The 18,398-nt window shown below is 68.9% G+C and carries 16 protein-coding genes and 1 tRNA gene; 13 read left to right on the top strand and 4 right to left on the bottom strand.

Annotated elements, in window-relative coordinates:
• Nucleotides 1-145 precede the first annotated feature (145 nt).
• Complete coding sequence (locus N7640_RS11915) at nt 146-1,699, top strand: YdgA family protein (RefSeq protein WP_279904454.1); 1,554 nt, start codon at nt 146-148, stop codon at nt 1,697-1,699.
• A 67-nt stretch (nt 1,700-1,766) separates the two neighbouring features.
• Here N7640_RS11915 and N7640_RS11910 read toward each other — a convergent pair whose 3' ends face one another.
• From N7640_RS11910 to N7640_RS11900, 3 genes are all read right to left on the bottom strand, one after another.
• Nucleotides 1,767-2,486: an EF-hand domain-containing protein gene (locus N7640_RS11910; protein ID WP_279904453.1), complete on the bottom strand. Its 720-nt coding sequence runs from the start codon at nt 2,484-2,486 to the stop codon at nt 1,767-1,769.
• Nucleotides 2,487-2,598: 112 nt separating this feature from the next.
• Nucleotides 2,599-3,615, bottom strand: a complete 1,017-nt coding sequence (locus N7640_RS11905; protein ID WP_279904533.1) for an ATP-binding protein — start codon at nt 3,613-3,615, stop codon at nt 2,599-2,601.
• A complete protein-coding gene (locus tag N7640_RS11900) occupies nt 3,612-4,346 on the bottom strand; it encodes a response regulator (RefSeq protein WP_279904452.1) in 735 nt (244 codons plus the stop codon). The genes N7640_RS11905 and N7640_RS11900 overlap by 4 nt, the downstream gene beginning before the upstream one ends.
• A 269-nt stretch (nt 4,347-4,615) precedes the next feature.
• Here N7640_RS11900 and N7640_RS11895 point away from each other — a divergent pair, with 269 nt between their 5' ends.
• The 6 genes from N7640_RS11895 (at nt 4,616) to N7640_RS11870 (ending at nt 12,537) form a co-directional block, all read left to right on the top strand.
• Nucleotides 4,616-4,705, top strand: coding sequence for a potassium-transporting ATPase subunit F (locus N7640_RS11895; RefSeq protein WP_279904451.1), 90 nt, complete (start codon nt 4,616-4,618; stop codon nt 4,703-4,705).
• A gap of 8 nt (nt 4,706-4,713) precedes the next feature.
• Entirely contained in the window at nt 4,714-6,402 is a 1,689-nt protein-coding gene (gene kdpA / locus N7640_RS11890; protein WP_279904450.1) for a potassium-transporting ATPase subunit KdpA, read from the top strand.
• Between the two features lie 12 nt (nt 6,403-6,414).
• Complete coding sequence (gene kdpB, locus N7640_RS11885; RefSeq protein ID WP_279904532.1) at nt 6,415-8,463, top strand: potassium-transporting ATPase subunit KdpB; 2,049 nt, start codon at nt 6,415-6,417, stop codon at nt 8,461-8,463.
• A 150-nt stretch (nt 8,464-8,613) separates the two neighbouring features.
• Nucleotides 8,614-9,189 carry a potassium-transporting ATPase subunit KdpC gene (kdpC, locus tag N7640_RS11880; RefSeq protein ID WP_279904449.1) on the top strand — a complete coding sequence of 192 codons (576 nt, stop codon included), beginning with the start codon at nt 8,614-8,616 and terminating at the stop codon, nt 9,187-9,189.
• A complete protein-coding gene (locus tag N7640_RS11875) occupies nt 9,186-11,837 on the top strand; it encodes a sensor histidine kinase KdpD (RefSeq protein WP_279904448.1) in 2,652 nt (883 codons plus the stop codon). Before kdpC ends, N7640_RS11875 begins: the two co-directional genes overlap by 4 nt.
• A 4-nt stretch (nt 11,838-11,841) precedes the next feature.
• Entirely contained in the window at nt 11,842-12,537 is a 696-nt protein-coding gene (locus N7640_RS11870; RefSeq protein ID WP_279904447.1) for a response regulator, read from the top strand.
• A gap of 6 nt (nt 12,538-12,543) precedes the next feature.
• Here N7640_RS11870 and N7640_RS11865 read toward each other — a convergent pair whose 3' ends face one another.
• Nucleotides 12,544-13,545 (bottom strand): patatin-like phospholipase family protein, encoded by a 1,002-nt coding sequence (locus N7640_RS11865; RefSeq protein ID WP_279904446.1) that lies wholly within the window; start codon nt 13,543-13,545, stop codon nt 12,544-12,546.
• 133 nt (nt 13,546-13,678) lie between these two features.
• Between N7640_RS11865 and N7640_RS11860 the strand changes: the two genes are divergently transcribed.
• From N7640_RS11860 to N7640_RS11835, 6 genes are all read left to right on the top strand, one after another.
• A complete protein-coding gene (locus tag N7640_RS11860; RefSeq protein ID WP_220814475.1) occupies nt 13,679-13,957 on the top strand; it encodes a hypothetical protein in 279 nt (92 codons plus the stop codon).
• A 432-nt stretch (nt 13,958-14,389) separates the two neighbouring features.
• Nucleotides 14,390-15,034: a UvrY/SirA/GacA family response regulator transcription factor gene (gene uvrY, locus N7640_RS11855; protein WP_279904445.1), complete on the top strand. Its 645-nt coding sequence runs from the start codon at nt 14,390-14,392 to the stop codon at nt 15,032-15,034.
• A 62-nt stretch (nt 15,035-15,096) separates the two neighbouring features.
• On the top strand, nt 15,097-16,932 hold the full coding sequence (gene uvrC / locus N7640_RS11850) for an excinuclease ABC subunit UvrC (RefSeq protein ID WP_279904444.1): 1,836 nt from the start codon (nt 15,097-15,099) through the stop codon (nt 16,930-16,932).
• A gap of 33 nt (nt 16,933-16,965) precedes the next feature.
• Complete coding sequence (gene pgsA / locus N7640_RS11845) at nt 16,966-17,526, top strand: CDP-diacylglycerol--glycerol-3-phosphate 3-phosphatidyltransferase (protein ID WP_279904443.1); 561 nt, start codon at nt 16,966-16,968, stop codon at nt 17,524-17,526.
• A gap of 65 nt (nt 17,527-17,591) precedes the next feature.
• Nucleotides 17,592-17,667 (top strand) — tRNA-Gly (locus N7640_RS11840).
• A 224-nt stretch (nt 17,668-17,891) separates the two neighbouring features.
• On the top strand, nt 17,892-18,395 hold the full coding sequence (locus tag N7640_RS11835) for a sigma-70 family RNA polymerase sigma factor (protein ID WP_220814471.1): 504 nt from the start codon (nt 17,892-17,894) through the stop codon (nt 18,393-18,395).
• Nucleotides 18,396-18,398 lie beyond the last annotated feature (3 nt).

Below are 18,398 nucleotides of genomic sequence, written 5' to 3'. Positions count from 1 at the left end.
GCACGGTGATAGCCTTGCGCGACTTTTCGGCTGCTGTAGCCGGAGCAGGGCGGCAGCCCCGCCTCAGGCCGTGTCGATCGGGTCCGCAGAGGCCGCGCGCGGTTCAGGGAAGAAAGACCAACACTACACAACGGATATACGCCCCATGAAGAAGATTGCAGGTATCGCAGTAGGCACTCTCGTTGCCGTCGCCGCCGTTGGCACGGTCGGCGCCTGGTACACCGGCAACCAGCTGCCCAGCGTGCTGGACGAGTCGATCAAGCAGGCCAACGCCGAACTGGCCCAGACCCTGCCGGCGCTCGGGCTGGACGCTTCCATCGAACTGCTCTCGCTGGATCGCGCGTTCTTCAACAGCAACGCCCGCTACCGCATCAAGTTCAACGGTTCCCTCGACGGCGAAGAGCCGCAGCAGATGGAACTGGTGATCAACGACCGCATCGAGCACGGTCCCTTCCCGCTGTCGCGGCTCAAGTCCTTCAAGCTGATGCCGGTCATGGCCACCAGCAACTACGCCCTGGAATCCAGCCCGGCGCTGGAGAAGTGGTTCGCCGCCACCAAGGGCGCCTCGCCCCTGGAAGGCCAGGTGAGCCTGGGCTACGACAAGTCGGTCGGCGGCAATGTGCGCCTGAACCCGGCGCAGCTGGCGATCGACGAGCAGAACAGCCTGGAATTCAGCGGCCTGCACATCGACTTTGACAGCACCGCCGAGGCCAAGGAAATCGCCGCCAACGGCCTGATGGACAGCCTCAAGTTCAACACCGTGCTGCCGTCCGACCAGAGCCCGCTGAGCTTCGAGTTCAAGGGCCTGACCCTGGACAGCGCGACCACCAAGACCACCAGCGACATCTACGTCGGCCGCAATGAGGCGAAGCTGCAGACCGTCGAGATCAGGCTCGCGGAAGGTGAGCCGGTGCTGCTCAAGGACGTCCGCCAGCTCGACGAGACCAGCGAGACCGACAGCAAGCTCTCCGCCCGCTCCACCTACAACATCGGCATGGTCAGCTACATGGGCCATGACATCGGCGGGATGGAAATGGTGTCGAGCGCCAAGAACCTCGATACCGGCGCCCTGCAGTCGCTGCTCACCATGTACAGCGACTACATCAAGAGCACCGGCCAGCTGCAGCAGGCCAGCGAAGGCATGCCGGACATTCCGGAGGAGCAGCAGGCGCAGTTCCTGGCCGGTATCGAAACCCTGCTGGCCGGCAAGCCGGGCCTCGCCCTGGAGCGGCTGGCGTTCAAGACCGCCAACGGCGAGAGCAGCCTGAGCTTGTCCGTGGACCTGGACAAGCCCGAGTCCTTCGAGCTGCCGGCCCCGGAACTGGCCAAGCAGCTGATCGCCCAGCTGGACGCCAAGGTGTCCGTGTCCAAGGCCATGATCGGCGACGTGGTCGGCCTGCAGGCCACCCTGGGCGGCGAGACCGACAAGGAAGCCGTCGCCCAGCAGGCGTCGATGATGAGCGAGATGGCCAGCGGCATGGCCCTGTCCACCGAGCTGGCCAAGCTCGAAGGCGACAACATCGTGGCCACGCTGCACTACGCCGACGACAAGGTCGACTTCAACGGCAAGCAGATGAGCGTCGACGAGTTCGTCGCCATGGCCTTCGCCACCGGCGCCGGCCTGGGCGGCATGGCTGGCGGCGACATGGGCGATGAGCCGGCCCTGGAAGACGAGGACGACGAGGCCTACGCCGAGTAAGCGCCGGCAGCCTCCACGCACGAGGCCCGCATCTCCCCGGAGGTGCGGGCCTTTTTCGTTTCAGGCTTCAGGCCGAGAGGCTCAGCCGCGTGCCGACGCTCTCCTGATAGCCGGCGTTGTCCTGGTAGTGCTTGAGCAGCCTGGCGATCAGACCGGAGTCGTTTTCTTCCTTGGCCTTGGTCTGCTGCTGGGCGACCGCGTCGAGCAGGCTGCTCAGCGCGTCCTGGCTGCTGCCGTCGCTGCCCAACTGGCCGAACGGCTCCCCGCCGTTGCCGGCGCCCTGGGGCGGAGGCGGTGGCGCGAGGGCGGACAGCTCGTCGAGGTTCAGGCCGCCATCGCCGTCGGCGTCCAGCTCCGCCAGCAGGCCGGCGCTGTCCTTGTCGCCAGCGCCGGGCAGGGCGGCCAGTTCGTCGGCGTCGATGCTGCCGTCGCCGTTGGCGTCCAGCCTGGCGAACATCTCTTGCGGATCGGGACCGCCGCGGGGCGGGGGAGGCGGCGCCAGGGCGGCGGTTTCTTCGCTGTCCAGGCTGCCGTCGCCATTGGCGTCGAGCTGGCTGAACAGCTCGTCGATGTCGATGGTCAGGCTGCTGTCGGTTTCCTTGGCCGCGCTCAGCGCGCTCTCCAGTTCTTCCTTGGCGACGCCGCCGCTGCCGTCGCTGTCGAGGAGGCTGAACAGCTTCTCCTCGAGTTTCGCCGGGCCACCTGCGCAACCGCCGCCGCCGGCGCTGCTGCGCTGGAGCGAGGTATAGCCGCTGTAGCCCGAGTAACCGCTGACACCACTGATCATGGGAGTCACTCCTTCGTTGGCTGCCGGAGAGGGTTCTCCGGTGATGCCAGCTTCGGCGCGTCCTGTATCGCGGGTGTGTGGACTTGGTATCGCCGCCCCTACAAGGCGCGGCTCAGCGTGGCAGGCGGAGGATGGCGGTGAGCCCGCCGCCACGGGTCTCTTCGAGGAGGATGTCGCCGCCCTGGCGCCGCGCCGCCTCGCGGGCGATGGTCAGGCCCAGGCCGACCCCGCCGGAGCTGCGGTTGCGCGAGCCCTCGATGCGGAAGAACGCCTCGAACACCGCCTCGCGCTGTTCGGGGGCGATGCCCGGGCCCCGGTCGACCACCCGTACCTCGACGCCTTCGGCGCTATCGTGCAGCTCCACCGAGGCGTGGCCGGCGTAGCGCAGAGCGTTCTCCAGCAGGTTGCTGACGCAGGAGCGCAGGGCCAGCGGCTGCACCCGCAGCGGCGCACAGTGGCCGTGGAAGTTCACCTCGGCGCCACGGTCCTGGGCGTCCTCGACCATGGATTCCAGCAGCGCCTGCAGGTCCAGCCATTGCAGGGCCTCGCTGCTGCGCTGCTCGTGCAGGTAGCGGAGGGTGGCGTCGAGCATGCCGATCATCTCGCCCAGGTCCTGGCCCATGCGCACGCGCAACTGCGGGTTGGGGATCTGCTCCACGCGCAGCTTGAGGCGCGCCAGCGGCGTGCGCAGGTCGTGGGACACGGCGGCGAGCATGCGCGCGCGCTGCTGCACCTGCTCGCGGATGCGCCGCTGCATCAGGTTGAAGGCGTGGGCGGCCTGGCGCGCCTCCCGCGGGCCGGTTTCCGGCAGCGGCGGGCTGTCCAGGTCGTCGGACAGGCGCTCGGCCGCCTGCGACAGGTGCCGGATCGGCCGGCTGAGCAGGCGTGCGCCGTACCAGGCGGCGACGATCAGGGTCAGCAGCTGGAAGCCCAGCACGATCAGCGGACCGTGGATATTCGGTCCCGGCGGTGGTGGGCGCAGGGCCTCGTGCTGCGCCGTCGGCGGAGGGGGCGGAGGCGGACGGCCGTAGTGGCTGAACCAGAGGAAGGCCAGGCCGTGGGCCAGCAGGATGGCGGCGAGGAACACGCCGAACAGGCGGGCGAAGAGGCTGTCCGCACGGCGCATCAGCGGATCTCGGCGGCGTCGAACAGGTAGCCCTCGCCGCGCACGGTCTTGATCAGCGCCGGGTTGCGCGGATCGTCGCCGAGCTTCTGGCGCAGGCGCGAGACCAGCAGGTCGATGCTGCGGTCGAAGGCCTCGATGGAGCGGCCGCGTGCCTCGTCCAGCAGTTGCTCGCGGCTGAGCACCCGGCGCGGGCGTTCGAGGAACACCCACAGCAGGCGGAACTCGGCGTTGGACAGCGGCACCACTAGGCCGTCCGGCGACTGCAGCTGGCGCAGCACGCAGTGCAGGGTCCAGCCGTCGAAGCGCAGGCTGGCGCGCGGCTCCTCGCGGGGTGCGCCGCGGTCGTCGCGCACCCGGCGCAGGATGCTCTGGATGCGCGCCACCAGTTCGCGCGGCTCGAAGGGCTTGGCCATGTAGTCGTCGGCGCCCAGCTCCAGGCCGATGATGCGGTCGGTCGGCTCGCAGCGCGCGGTGAGCATCAGGATCGGGATGTCGGAGCCGGCGCGCAGCTCGCGGCACAGGGCCAGGCCGTCCTCGCCGGGCAGCATCAGGTCGAGGATGATCACGTCGAAGTGGCTGGCGGCCAGGGCGCGGCGCATGGCGCTGCCGTCGCCGACCGCCTCGCTGTCGATGTTGAAGCGGGTCAGGTAGCCGCCGAGCAGCTCGCGTAGCTCCAGGTTGTCGTCGACGATCAGGGCGCGGGTCGTGCGCGGGCGCGACTCGCCGGCGGTCATGGCATGCACCGTAACGGACTCCGACTGCGGTCAGGTGGGGGAGGTGGGCATATTAGCCGGCCGCGGGCCTCGGCTGGTGCCGCCCGTCGCCATGGTCGGCGGCGCAGGTGTCGGCAGCGTGTCGGCCATGTATCGGCACCGATACAAAAACCGCTCCTCGATCTTTACGCATTCTTTATGGCCTCCGTCCCCTGGCCGAATCGTTCCTTTACGTCGCCCGAACCCAGAATTCGCCCAAGGCGGCGCAGCCCGCATCACGGAGCGATCACATGAGCATTCTCGACGAGGTGTCCCTGGGCCTGGCCCTGGGGCTGTTCATCTACCTGCTGGCGGCGCTGCTGCGCGCCGGGCGCGGCTAGGAGGCCCCATGCATCTTCAAGACTACGGCCTGATCCTGGCCTTCTTCATCCTGGTGCTGGCGCCCGCGCCCTGGCTGGGGCGCTACCTGTACCGCGCCATGGAAGGCGAGCGGACCGTGCTGACACCGCTGCTGCGGCCGGTCGAGCGCATCTGCTACCGCGTCGCCGGGGTCGACCCGGATCGCGAGCAGGGCTGGAAGACCTACACCCTGGCGCTGCTGGCCTTCAGCCTCGCCAGCCTGGCGTCGCTGTTCGCCATCCTCCTGATGCAGGGCCTGCTGCCACTCAACCCGCAACAGCTGCCGGGCCTGGAGTGGAGCCTGGCGTTCAACACCGCGGTGAGCTTCGTCACCAACACCAACTGGCAGGCGTACAGCGGCGAGGCATCGCTGAGCTATTTCAGCCAGATGGTCGGCCTGGCCGTGCAGAATTTCGTCAGCCCGGCGGTGGGCCTGGCCGTGCTGGTGGCCTTCGCCCGCGGCATCGCGCGCAAGTCGAGCAATGGCCTCGGCAACTTCTGGGTCGACCTGACCCGCGCTACCCTCTACGGCCTGCTGCCGTTCTGCGTGATCCTGGCGCTGCTGCTGGTCTGGCAAGGCGTGCCGCAGACCTTCACGGACTACGCCCAGGCCACCACGCTGCAGGGCGCCGAGCAGACCATCCCGCTCGGCCCGGCGGCCAGCCAGATCGCCATCAAGCAGCTCGGCACCAACGGCGGCGGCTTCTTCGGCGTGAACTCGGCGCACCCGTTCGAGAACCCCACGGCGCTGAGTAACCTGCTGGAGCTGGCGGCGATCATCCTGATCCCGGTGGCGCTGGTGTTCAGCTTCGGCCACTACGTGAAGGACCTGCGCCAGAGCCGCGCGATCCTCGCCTGCATGCTGATCCTGTTCGTCATCGGCCTGGTCGTCACCCTGTGGGCCGAGCACCAGCCGAGCCCGGCGCTGGCGGCGCTGCCGGTCGAGCAGGCCGGTTCGCTGGAGGGCAAGGAGAGCCGCTTCGGCGTCGCCGCCTCGGCACTCTGGGCGGTGACCACCACGGCCGCTTCCAACGGTTCGGTCAACGCCATGCACGACAGCTTCAGCGCCATCGGCGGCATGATCCCGATGTTCAACATGATGCTCGGCGAGGTGATCTTCGGCGGCGTCGGCGCCGGCCTCTACGGCATGCTGCTGTTCGTGCTGATCGCGGTGTTCCTCGCCGGCCTGATGATCGGCCGCACCCCGGAATACCTGGGCAAGAAGCTGGAGGCCCGCGAGGTGCGCCTGCTGGTGGCGACCCTGCTGGTGATGCCGGTCGGCGTGCTGGTGTTCTGCGCCCTGGCGGTGAGCCTGCCGGGCCCGGCGGCTTCGATCAGTAACACCGGCCCGCACGGCTTCAGCCAGGCGCTGTACGCCTACACCTCGGGCACCGCGAACAACGGCTCGGCGTTCGCAGGCTTCGGCGCCAACACGGCGTTCCACAACGTGCTGATCGGCCTGGCCATGCTGTTGGGGCGCTTCGGCTACATCCTGCCGATCCTCGCCATCGCCGGCAGCCTGGCGGCGAAGAAGCGCGCGCCGCTGAACGACAACAGCTTCCCCACCCATGGCCCGCTGTTCGTCACCCTGCTGACCCTGACCATCCTGCTGGTCGGCGGCCTGACCTTCCTGCCGGCACTGGCCCTGGGCCCGCTGGCCGAACACCTGGCGTTCTAACGGAGAATCATGATGAATGCCCCCACCCGTGCGCCGAGCGGCGCCGTGCAAACATCTCGGACCAGCTTCCAGGCGCTGTGGCGACCAGCGCTGAAGCAGGCCTTCGTCAAACTCGATCCGCGCCAGCTCAAGCGGGCGCCGGTGATGCTGGTGGTCGAGCTGACCGCCATCCTCACCACTGTGCTGTGCTTCATCCCCAACCCCGCGGTCAGTGTCGGCCTGGCCGTGCAGATCGCCCTGTGGTTGTGGTTCACCGTGCTCTTCGCCAACTTCGCCGAGGCCCTGGCCGAAGGCCGCGGCAAGGCCCGCGCCGACAGCCTCAAGGCCGGCAGCCAGGGCCTGGCCGCGCGGCGCAAGGTCGGCGAGCAGTTCCAGGCGGTGGCCGCCAGCCAGTTGCGCAAGGGTGATGTCGTGCGTGTCGAGGCCGGCGAGCTGATCCCCGGCGACGGCGAAGTGATCGAAGGCATCGCCGCGGTCAACGAGGCGGCCATCACTGGCGAGTCGGCGCCGGTGATCCGCGAGTCCGGCGGCGACCGCTCGGCGGTCACCGGCAACACCCGGGTGGTGTCCGACTGGCTGCTGGTGCGGATCACCGCCAACCCCGGCGAGTCGACCCTGGACCGGATGATCGCCCTGGTCGAAGGCGCCAAGCGGCAGAAGACGCCGAACGAGGTGGCGCTGGACATCCTGCTGATCGGCCTGACCCTGATCTTCCTGCTGGTGGTCACCACCCTGCAGCCGTTCGCCCGGCACGCCGGCGGCGACCTGCCGCTGGTGTACCTGGTGGCGCTGCTGGTGACGCTGATCCCGACCACCATCGGCGGCCTGCTCTCGGCCATCGGCATCGCCGGCATGGACCGCCTGGTGCGCCTCAACGTCATTGCCAAGTCCGGCCGCGCGGTGGAGGCGGCGGGGGACGTGCACACCCTGCTGCTGGACAAGACCGGCACCATCACCTTCGGCAACCGTCGCTGCAGCGCGCTGGTCAAGGCGCCGGGCGTCAACGGCCGTGACCTGGCCGAGGCAGCGCTGCTGGCCTCGCTGGCCGACGACACGGCCGAGGGCAAGTCCATCGTCGAGTACCTGCGTGGCCTGAGCCCGGTGGCGGTGCCGGAGCGCGGCGTGGTGCGCGGCATCGCCTTCAGCGCCGAGACGCGCCTGTCCGGCGCCGACTGGAGCGGCCGCAGCTTCCGCAAGGGCGCGGTGGATGCGGTGCTGCAGTACCTCGGCATGAGCCGCGAGCAGATGCCCGAGCCGCTGTCCCGCGAGGTCGACAAGATCGCCCAGAGTGGCGGCACGCCCCTATTGGTGGCCGGCGACCAGCGCCTGCTCGGCGCCATCCATCTCAAGGACGTGGTCAAGCCGGGCATCCGCGAGCGCTTCGCCGAGCTGCGCCAGCTGGGCATCCGCACCGTGATGGTGACCGGCGACAACCCGCTGACCGCCGCCGCCATCGCCGCCGAGGCAGGCGTGGATGACGTGATCGCCGAGGCCACGCCGGAGAAGAAGCTGCAGCGCATCCGCAGCGAGCAGGCCGACGGCAAGCTGGTGGCGATGTGCGGCGACGGCGCCAACGACGCCCCGGCGCTGGCCCAGGCTGACGTGGGCCTGGCGATGAACGACGGCACCCAGGCCGCCCGCGAGGCGGCCAACCTGGTCGACCTGGACAGCGACCCGACCAAGCTGCTGGACGTGGTGCAGGTGGGCAAGGAGCTGCTGGTGACTCGCGGCGCGCTGACCACCTTCTCGGTGGCCAACGACGTGGCCAAGTACTTCGCCATCCTGCCGGCGCTGTTCGCCGGTATCTATCCGCAGCTCGGCGCGCTCAACCTCATGCAGTTGCACAGCCCGCAGAGCGCCATCCTCTCGGCCATCGTGTTCAACGCGCTGATCATCGTCGCGCTGATCCCCCTGGCCCTGCGCGGCGTGCGCGTGCAGGCGGCGGACGCGGCCAGCCTGCTGCGGCGCAACCTGCTGATCTACGGCCTGGGCGGCATTCTTGCGCCCTTCGTGGGGATCAAGCTGATCGACCTGCTGCTGGTGGCCGTGGGGCTGGTGTAGCGCTTCCGCTCCCTCTCCCTCTGGGAGAGGGTTGGGGCGGCCCGCGTAGGGCGACCCGCGTAGGGTGAGGGGACGTTGCCCGAGACTCCCTCACCCCTGGCCCCTCTCCCAGAGGGAGAGGGGAACAGTCAACGAATCTGGAGAACTATCATGTTCAAGCAACTCCGCCCGGCCCTCGGCATTCTCGGCCTGATGACCCTGATCACCGGCGTGGCCTATCCGCTGCTGGTCACTAGCGTGGCCCAGGTGGCCTTCCCCGAGCAGGCCAACGGCAGCCTGTTGCGCGATGACAGGGACCAACTGCTCGGCAGCGCGCTGCTGGCGCAGAACTTCGAGGGTGCCCAGTGGTTCCAGCCGCGCCCCTCGGCCGCCGGCTTCGCCACCGTTGCCAGCGGCGCCAGCAACCTGGCGCAGAGCAATCCGGCCCTGGCCGAGCGCATCGCCAAGGATGCGCAGCGTCTGGTGGGCGAGGGTGGCGCTCCAGTGCCGTTGGAGCTGGTCACCACTTCGGCCAGCGGCCTCGACCCGCACCTCTCGCCGGCCGCCGCGCGCTGGCAGGTGGCTCGCATCGCCGCCGCCCGTCGCCTGCCGGTCGACAGCCTGGAACGGCTGATCGAGCGGTACACCGAGCGCTCGCTGGTCGGCCCCGACGTGGTCAACGTGCTGGCGCTGAACCTGGCGCTGGCGGACAATCGCGCCTCCGTCCGCAACGAGAATGCTCCATGAGTGACGCGGTACGCGCCGATGCGCTGCTGGCCGGGATGCCCCGCGAAGGGCGTGGCCGGCTGAAGGTGTTCCTCGGCGCGGCGCCCGGCGTGGGCAAGACCTACGCCATGCTGCAGGCGGCCCAGGCCCGGCTGCGCCAGGGTGTCGACCTGCGGGTCGGGGTGGTCGAGACCCACGGTCGCGCGGAGACCGAGGCGATGCTCGCCGGCCTGCCGCAGCAGCCGCTCAGGCGCATCGAGTACCGCGAGCGGCCTCTGGAGGAGATGGACCTGGACGCCATCCTGGCCAGGCCGCCGCAACTGGTGCTGGTGGACGAGCTGGCCCACAGCAACGCCCCCGGCAGCCGCCACGCCAAGCGCTGGCAGGATGTGCAGGAGCTGCTCGGCGCCGGCATCGATGTCTACACCACGGTCAACGTCCAGCATCTCGAAGCGCTCAACGACCAGGTCCGCGACATCACCGGCGTGCAGGTGCGCGAGACCCTGCCGGACTGGGTGCTGCAGGAGGCCGACGAAATCCTGCTGATCGACCTGCCGCCGCGCGAACTGCTGGAGCGCCTGCGCGACGGCAAGGTCTACGTGCCGGAGCAGGCCCGCGCCGCCATCGATGCGTTCTTCTCGCAGACCAACCTCACCGCCCTGCGCGAGCTGGCGATGCAGACTGCGGCCGCGCGGGTCGACGCCGACCTCAACCGTGGCTATCGCCAGCAGGGGCTGGATGCACCGACCGTGCGTGGCCGCCTGCTGGTGGGCATCGACGGCGACGGCCAGGCCGAGCGCCTGGTGCGCCACGCCAGCCGGGTGGCCGAGCGCCGCCACCTGCCCTGGTCGGTGGTCCATGTGGACACCGGCGGCCCGCGCGACGAGGAGCGCCTGGGCAACCTGCAGGCGGCCCAGCAACTGGCCGAGCGCCTCGGCGGAGAGGTGGTCGACCTGCGCGCCGGCGAAGTCGCCAGCACCCTGGTGGCCCACGCCCGCGAGCGCCGCGCCAGCCTGATCCTGGTCGGTCGCAGCCGCCAGCGCCTGCGCCGCCGCTGGCGTTTCGGCCGGGGCCTGGCCGAGCGCCTGCTGGCCGCCGGCGAGGGCCTGGAGATCAGCGTGCTGGACACCGAAGCGGAGCTGGAGCCGGCCAGGCCGCGGCGGCGGATGCCGCTGGCGTGGCGCGACTACCTCGCCGCCGTGCTGGCGACCGCGATGGCCAGCAGCGCGGCGCTGGGCCTGGCGAGTTTCGTCCAGTTGCCGAACATCTCGCTGGTCTTCCTCGCCGCCGTGCTGGTGGTGGCGGTGCGCAGCTCCCTGGGCCCGGCGCTGCTGTGCGCCGGCCTGTCGTTCCTGGCCTACAACCTGCTGTTCATCGAACCGCTGCTGTCGCTGAAGATCGCCCGCCAGCAGGACGTGCTGACCCTGCTGTTCTTCCTGCTGATGGCCGGCCTGACCGGCAACCTCGCCAGCCGCCAGCGTCGCCAGTTGCAGGCCCTGCGCCAGACCCAGGCGGAGACCACCGCGCTGCTTGACCTGTCGCGCAAGCTGACCGTGGCCACCGACCGCCAGGCGGTGTTCTCCGCCGCGCTGCAGCAGTTCGGCCTGTGGCAGGAACTCGACATCAGCCTGCAGTCGCGCGACCACGGCGGCGTATGGAAGGTCGAGGCCGGCGTGCAGCGTCTGCTCACCGAACAGGAACGGGCCGCCGCCGACTGGTCCTGGCAGCATCTGCAACCGTCCGGGCTCGGCACCGGCACGCTGCCAGGCGGGCGCTGGTGGTGGTGGCCGCTGGCCGGCGAGGAAGGGCCGCTGGCCCTGCTCGGCGTGGCGCCGAAGGACGAGCGACCGTTGAGCCCGGAGCGGCGCCGGCTGATCGCCGCTCTCGGCCAGCCGCTGGCCCAGGCCCTGGAGCGCGCCCAGCTGGCGGCCGACCTGGAAGCCGCGCGCCTGCACGGCCAGACCGAGGAACTGCGCAGCGCGCTGCTGGCCTCGGTGTCCCACGACCTGCGCACGCCGCTGACCGCCATGCGTGGCTCCATCGACAGCCTGCTGGCCCTCGGCGAGCAGATTCCCCTGGCCGACCGCCGCGAGCTGCTGGAGGGCACCCGCGACGAGGCCGAGCGCCTGGACCGCTACATCCAGAACCTGCTGGACATGACCCGCCTGGGCCACGGCGGCCTCACGCTGGCCCGCGACTGGGTGGCGCCAGCGGACATCGTCGCCAGCGCCGTGCAGCGCCTGCGCCCGGTGCTGGCGCCGTTGCAGCTGGAACTGCAGGTGCCCGCCGAACTGCCGCTGCTGTATGCCCACGCCGCGCTGATCGAACAGGCGCTGGTCAACGTGCTGGAGAACGCCGCGCGCTTCTCGCCGGCCCAGGGGCGCCTGCGGGTGAGCGTGACTAGCGGCGACGGCGAGCTGTGTTTCGCCGTCAGCGACCAGGGGCCGGGGATTCCCGAGGCCGAGCGGGCAAAGATCTTCGACATGTTCTATACCGCCGCCAGGGGCGACCGCGGCGGGCAGGGCACCGGACTGGGCCTGGCGATCTGCCAGGGCATGGTCGGTGCCCACGGCGGACGGGTGACGGTGAGCGAGGGCCTGGACGGCCGCGGCACCACCCTGACCCTGCACCTGCCGCTGCACCCGCAACCGCGGCTCGAGGAAGAGTAGGGCGATGGCGAGTAACGCAACGACCATCCTGGTCATCGACGACGAGGTGCAGATTCGCAAGTTCCTGCGCATCAGCCTCGGCGCCCAGGGCTACCGGGTGCTGGAGGCCGGCACCGGCGCCGACGGCCTGGCCCTGGCGGCGCTGGAGCGCCCGGACCTGGTGGTGCTCGACCTCGGCCTGCCGGACAAGGACGGCCAGCGGGTGCTTGACGAACTGCGCGAGTGGTCGCAAGTGCCCGTGCTGGTGCTCTCGGTGCGCGCCAGCGAGGGCGAGAAGGTGCTGGCCCTGGACGGCGGCGCCAACGACTACGTGACCAAGCCTTTCGGCATCCAGGAATTCCTCGCCCGGGTGCGTGTGCTGCTGCGCCAGGGCGCCGCCGGCGAGCCCGGCGAGGCGGCGGTGTGCAGCGGCCCGCTGCGGGTCGATTTCGCCTACCGCCGGGTCAGCCTGGACGGCGCCGAGGTGGCGCTGACCCGCAAGGAATACGCGGTGCTGGCCACGCTCGCCCGCCACCTGGGCCGGGTGGTGACCCAGCGCCAGCTGCTCAAGGACATCTGGGGGCCGACCCATGTGGAGGACAGCCACTACCTGCGGGTAGTGGTCGGCCATCTGCGGCAGAAGCTCGGCGACGACCCGGCGGCGCCGCGCTTCATCGTCACCGAAGCGGGGGTCGGCTACCGCCTGCTGGAGCTGGCCTGAATCGTCTCAGCCCTGGTCGCGTTCGTACTTGTCCAGGGTATCGCTGGCGATCTGCCGGCCGAGCTGGATCAGCTCCGGCGCCTTGTGGAAGTCGAAGAAGCGGCACACCCGCTTGGGCACGTTGATCAGGATGTCCGGCGGATAGCCGGCGATCTTGTACTGGGCCAGCGAGGTCTGCATGGTCTCGAAGCTCTGGTTGACCAGCTCCAGCAGCGAGGCGGGGCCGACGTTGCCGACCACCCGCGAGCCAGTGGCCGATTTGGGCGCGGCCTCTTCGTCGGCCTTGGGCGGGCGGCTGTCGTCCAGCCAGGGATTGGGCGCCTCGGGCTCGACCAGCCGTTCGATGTCATCCTCGTCGCGGCGCAGGAACGACAGCTTGGCGCCGAGCGACCCCATTAGCTGGTCGATCTTGCCTTTGATCGCGGCGGGGCGTTCGATCACCGGCAACTGGTACTGCTTCTGGTTCAGGGCGTTGAGGTTGACCGCCACGATCAGGTCGCAGTGGCTGGACACCACCGGCACGATTGGCAAGGGGTTGAGCAGGCCTCCGTCGACCAGCATGCGCGAGCCCTGGGTGACCGGGGTGAACAGGCTGGGGATGGCCGCCGAGGCGCGCATGGCCTTGTGCAGGCAGCCTTCCTGGAACCAGATTTCCTGCTGGTTGGTGAGGTCGGTGGCGACGGCGGTGTAGGGGATCGCCAGCTGCTCGATGTCAAGTTCGCCGACGATCTCGTGGATCTTGCCGAACACCCGCTCGCCACGGATCGCGCCGAGGCGGAAGCTGACGTCGAGCAGGCGCAGCACGTCGAGGTAGTCCAGGCTCTCCGTCCATTCCCGGTACTCGGCCAGCTTGCCGGCTGCGTAGATGCCGCCGATCACCGCGCCCATGGAGCAACCGGCGATGCAGCCGATCTCGTAGCCGCGGGCTTCCAGTTCCTCGATCACACCGATGTGGGCGTAGCCCCGCGCGCCGCCCGAGCCCAGTACCAGGGCCACCTTCTTGCTCATTGCGATTTCCCCCGAAGATTCCCCGAACATACGCTTTCCAGAGCGGCCGGGCCAGGGCGGCGATGCCGCTCCGGCGCGGGCACTTTGCCGCTACGCTGTCGTCAAAACAGACTCAGCGTCCCGGAGAACCGACATGAAGAAAATCCTCCTTCTGGCTGCATTGCTGGTGGCCGTGACCGGTTGCGCGGCCAAGACCGCCTACCGGGTGAGCTGCGCCGAGCAGCTGGACATCGCCTGGCGCGAGCTGGACCTGGCCAAGGCCGAAGGCTTCGCCGGCACGGTCAGCTACTCGAAGGCGCTCACCCTGCTGACCGGGGCCAAGACCTCACAGCAGTTCGAGGGCTACGAGAGCTGCACCAAGAACACCGAGAAGGCCCGTTTCTACATCCGCGAATCCCGCGCCGGTCGTTGAGTCGCACCAACGCCGGTCGTCGGTTTCCTGACCGCCATGCCGGCCGGGCGACGCAGCCTGGCGGGGGCGTTTGGCAGGCTTCGTGGGAGGGTGACGGGCGGCCGATTCGGTGAACCGAGCGGCCCGCTCTGGGCGGCGCACAGCCGATTGCTGGCAACGGGCCACGACGCTGGCTTGGCGCGGTGTCCGCACCTTTGGACAGGCTCCGCACAAGCATGCCCGGCGGCCTCCGGCCGGGGCCGTATTTCTTTTGATTCCCCTGACTTCATGTAGAATCCGGCACTTGCGGCGCTGGCCTTCAGGCCCCGTCGCTACGGGCCTTGGCCGCCTTGGGTACGTTTTTTTGACGTTTGCTTTTTGGCGTAAATGCGCCAATCTGGTTTTCGTCGATTGCCGTGATCGCGCAGGTAGTGTGGTACAGCGAGGTGTCGCTTGATTAAGGTGCTGGTGGTCGATGACCACGATCTGGTTAGAACGGGTATCACCCGCATGCTGGCCGATATCGAGGGCGTGCAGGTGATCGGCCAGGCCGACTCCGGCGAGCAGGCGCTGAAGAAGGTGCGCGAGATACAGCCGGACGTGGTCCTGATGGACGTCAAAATGCCCGGCATCGGCGGCCTCGAAGCCACCCGCAAGCTGCTGCGCAGCCATCCCGACCTCAAGGTGATCGCCGTGACCGCCTGCGAGGACGACCTGTTTCCCACCCGCCTGCTGCAGGCCGGCGCCGCCGGGTACCTGACCAAGGGCGCGGCGCTGGAGGAAATGGTCCAGGCCATCCGTCTGGCCTTCGCCGGCCAGCGCTACCTCAGCCCGCGGATCGCCCAGCAACTGGCGCTGAAGTCCTTCCAGCCCAACAACGGCGGCTCGCCCTTCGACCTGCTGTCCGAGCGCGAGATCCAGATCGCCCTGATGATCGCCAACTGCCAGAAGGTGCAGACCATCTCCGACAAGCTCTGCCTGTCGCCGAAGACGGTGAACACCTACCGCTACCGCATCTACGAGAAGCTCTCCATCACCAGTGACGTGGAGCTGGCCCTGCTGGCCGTGCGCCACGGCATGGTGGATGCCGTCGGCTGAGCCTTGGGCAGGTCGCTGAAGAGGGCGTAGACTGCGTCCTCTTCGCCTTCCTGCCGAGCCCGATGACTTCCCCGCCCGCCGCCCCTTTCGATCCCAGCGCGTTCCTCGCCACCTGCAGCGGCCGCCCGGGCGTGTACCGGATGCTCGACGAAGCGGGCAAGCTGCTCTATGTCGGCAAGGCGTCCAACCTGAAGAAGCGTCTGGCCAGCTATTTCCGCAAGAGCGGCCTGGCGCCCAAGACCGCGGCGCTGGTCGGGCGCATCGCCCAGGTCGAGACCACCATCGTCGCCAACGAGACCGAGGCGCTGCTGCTGGAGCAGACGCTGATCAAGCAGTGGCGGCCGCCGTACAACATCCTGCTGCGCGACGACAAATCCTATCCCTACGTCCTGCTGTCCGACGCCGACTACCCGCGCCTGGGCATCCACCGGGGCGCGAAGAAGGACAGGGGGCGCTACTTCGGCCCCTATCCCAGCGCCGGGGCGATCCGCGAGAGCCTCAACCTGCTGCAGAAGACCTTCCAGGTGCGCCAGTGCGAGGACAGCTACTTCCGCAACCGCACCCGGCCGTGCCTGCAGTACCAGATCAAGCGCTGCAAGGGCCCGTGCGTCGGCCTCGTCGAGCCGGAGGAGTACGCCGAGGACGTGCGTCACTCGGTGATGTTCCTCGAAGGGCGCAGCAACGCGCTGGCCGAGGAGCTTTCCGCCTCGATGGAGCGGGCGGCGATGAACCTGGAGTTCGAACGCGCCGCGGAGCTGCGCGACCAGATATCGGTGCTGCGCCGGGTGCAGGACCAGCAGAGCATGGAAGGCGGCAACGGCGACGTGGACGTGGTGGCCGCCATGGTCAGCCCCGGCGGGGCCTGCGTGCACCTGATCAGTGTGCGCGGCGGGCGGGTGCTGGGCAGCAAGAACTTCTTTCCCCAGGTGGGCATCGAGGAGGAGGGCGGCGCGGTACTGGCGGCGTTCATCGCCCAGTACTACCTGTCCAGCCACGAGCGCGACCTGCCGGGCGAGCTGATCGTCAACACCACCCACGAGGACCTGCCCGTAGTGGCTACGGCCATCGGCGAGCTGCGCGGCCGCGAGATCGCCATCAGCCACCGGGTGCGCGGTACCCGCGCGCGCTGGCAGCACCTGGCGGTGACCAACGCCGAGCAGGCCCTGGGCGCGAGGCTGGCCAACCGTCAGCACGTGGCCGCCCGCTTCGACGCGCTGGCCGATGCGCTGTCGCTCGACGAGCCGCCGCAGCGCCTGGAGTGCTACGACATCAGCCACTCCAGCGGCGAGGCCACCGTCGCCTCCTGCGTGGTGTTCGGACCGGAAGGGCCGCTCAAGTCCGACTACCGCCGCTACAACATCGAGGGCGTCACCGCCGGCGACGACTACGCCGCCATGCACCAGGCGCTGACCCGGCGCTTCAGCAAGCTGAAGGGCGGCGAGGGCAAGCTGCCCGACATCCTGCTGGTGGACGGCGGCAAGGGCCAGCTGGCCATGGCCCGAGAGGTGCTGCAGGAACTGGCCGTGCCAGAGCTGATCCTGCTCGGCGTGGCCAAGGGCGTGACCCGCAAGCCGGGCCTGGAGACCCTCTACCTGAACGACGCGGACCACGAGTTCACCCTGCCGGCCGACTCGCCGGCCCTGCACCTGATCCAGCAGATCCGCGACGAGGCCCACCGCTTCGCCATCACCGGCCATCGGGCGCGGCGTGGCAAGGCGCGGCGCACGTCCAGCCTGGAAGAGGTGGCGGGCGTCGGCCCCAAGCGCCGTCGGGAGCTGCTCAAGCACTTCGGTGGGCTGCAGGAGTTGAACCGCGCGAGCATCGAGGAGATCGCCAAGGCGCCGGGTATCAGTAAAAAGCTCGCGGAGTCGATTTATGCGGCTTTGCACAGCGAGTAGAATGCGCGCTCAACTCGCTGGCCAGTGGTTCTGATGAATATCCCCAATCTGCTCACCTTGCTGCGCGTCGCCCTGATTCCGGTCTTCATCTTCTTTTTCTACCTGCCGTTCTCTTGGAGCTACTGGGCCGCGAGCGCGGTATTCGCCCTGGCGGCGGTCACCGACTGGTTCGACGGCTACCTGGCCCGCCGCTGGGAACAGAGCACCCCCTTCGGCGCCTTCCTCGACCCCGTGGCCGACAAGCTGATGGTGGCGGTCGCCCTCGTCCTGCTGGTCGAGGAGCACGCCAATCTCTGGCTGACCCTGCCGGCGGTGATCATCATCGGGCGCGAGATCGTGGTGTCGGCCCTGCGCGAGTGGATGGCGGAGCTGGGTGCGCGGGCCCATGTGGCGGTGTCCAGCCTGGGCAAGTGGAAGACCGCGGCGCAGATGGTCGCGTTGGTCATCCTGCTCGGCAACCCGCCGCAGCTCACCGTATGGGTAGGAGCCGGCTATGTCCTGCTGCTCGTGGCGGCCGGCCTGACCCTGTGGTCCATGCTGCAGTACCTGCTGGCCGCCTGGCCGCACCTGAGCATCAATTCCGAAAAGAAATAAGCTTTTTTGAATCAAGGGGTTGACGCGGCATTCCGAATCGATAGAATGGCGCCCGTCAACACGACGCGGGAATAGCTCAGTTGGTAGAGCACGACCTTGCCAAGGTCGGGGTCGCGAGTTCGAGTCTCGTTTCCCGCTCCAAAATATGATTTGCAGGGTTCGTTCGAAGCCTGCAAATCGCTGAAAGAAGGGCCGAAAGGCCCTTTTTTCGTTTCTGCCTTTTATCTTCTCCATCTCTGTATCGATCACGGGCAGCCGTCCGGCTGCGCGCTTGCAGCCGTGTCCGGTGTTTAATATATTGAGAATATTTCTCAATATTATTCGGGCGCCGGGACGGGCAATCCGCTCGGCGCGCAGGAGACCTCGTGGCTGTCGATACCCAGGTGGGGCAGATCGAAACCCTGTACACGGACCATCACGGCTGGCTGTACGGCTGGCTGCGCAAGAAGCTGGGCAACGCCTTCGATGCGGCGGACATCGCCCATGACACCTTCGTGCGGGTGCTGAACAAGGAGGCGGGCGAGGCCATCCGCGAGCCGCGGGCGTACCTGATGACCATCGCCGGCGGGCTGGTCAGCAGCCACTGGCGGCGCCAGGCGCTGGAGCGGGCCTGGCTCGAGGCGCTGGCGGCCCGGCCGCAGCTGGTCGAGCCTTCGCCGGAGGAGCGCCAGCTGGCGCTGGCCGTGCTGGAGGAGGTGGCTCAGTTGCTGGCGGGGCTGCCCGCGCGGGTGTGCGAGGTCTTCCTGCTGTCCCAGCTCGACGGGCTGACCTACAAGCAGATCGCCGAGCAGCTGGACATGACGGTGAACATGGTGCAGAAGGCCATGCTCCGCGCCATGGCGCACTGCTACCAAGCCCTCTACAGCTGAGCG

The sequence above is a fragment of the Pseudomonas sp. GD04015 genome (assembly GCF_029837675.1).
Classification (GTDB): Bacteria; Pseudomonadota; Gammaproteobacteria; order Pseudomonadales; family Pseudomonadaceae; genus Aquipseudomonas; species Aquipseudomonas paralcaligenes.
This window is presented reverse-complemented; position numbering and strand designations above follow the sequence as displayed.

What these genes read in the sequence shown, in the direction of transcription:
- N7640_RS11910 (WP_279904453.1), bottom strand. Translation starts at nt 2,486, where the DNA reads ATGATCAGTGGTGTCAGCGGTTACTCGGGCTACAGCGGCTATACCTCG.
- N7640_RS11865 (WP_279904446.1), bottom strand. Translation starts at nt 13,545, where the DNA reads ATGAGCAAGAAGGTGGCCCTGGTACTGGGCTCGGGCGGCGCGCGGGGC.
- kdpB (WP_279904532.1), top strand. Translation starts at nt 6,415, where the DNA reads ATGAATGCCCCCACCCGTGCGCCGAGCGGCGCCGTGCAAACATCTCGG.
- kdpC (WP_279904449.1), top strand. Translation starts at nt 8,614, where the DNA reads ATGTTCAAGCAACTCCGCCCGGCCCTCGGCATTCTCGGCCTGATGACC.
- N7640_RS11875 (WP_279904448.1), top strand. Translation starts at nt 9,186, where the DNA reads ATGAGTGACGCGGTACGCGCCGATGCGCTGCTGGCCGGGATGCCCCGC.
- N7640_RS11895 (WP_279904451.1), top strand. Translation starts at nt 4,616, where the DNA reads ATGAGCATTCTCGACGAGGTGTCCCTGGGCCTGGCCCTGGGGCTGTTC.
- N7640_RS11915 (WP_279904454.1), top strand. Translation starts at nt 146, where the DNA reads ATGAAGAAGATTGCAGGTATCGCAGTAGGCACTCTCGTTGCCGTCGCC.
- kdpA (WP_279904450.1), top strand. Translation starts at nt 4,714, where the DNA reads ATGCATCTTCAAGACTACGGCCTGATCCTGGCCTTCTTCATCCTGGTG.
- N7640_RS11900 (WP_279904452.1), bottom strand. Translation starts at nt 4,346, where the DNA reads ATGACCGCCGGCGAGTCGCGCCCGCGCACGACCCGCGCCCTGATCGTC.
- pgsA (WP_279904443.1), top strand. Translation starts at nt 16,966, where the DNA reads ATGAATATCCCCAATCTGCTCACCTTGCTGCGCGTCGCCCTGATTCCG.
- N7640_RS11870 (WP_279904447.1), top strand. Translation starts at nt 11,842, where the DNA reads ATGGCGAGTAACGCAACGACCATCCTGGTCATCGACGACGAGGTGCAG.
- uvrC (WP_279904444.1), top strand. Translation starts at nt 15,097, where the DNA reads ATGACTTCCCCGCCCGCCGCCCCTTTCGATCCCAGCGCGTTCCTCGCC.
- N7640_RS11860 (WP_220814475.1), top strand. Translation starts at nt 13,679, where the DNA reads ATGAAGAAAATCCTCCTTCTGGCTGCATTGCTGGTGGCCGTGACCGGT.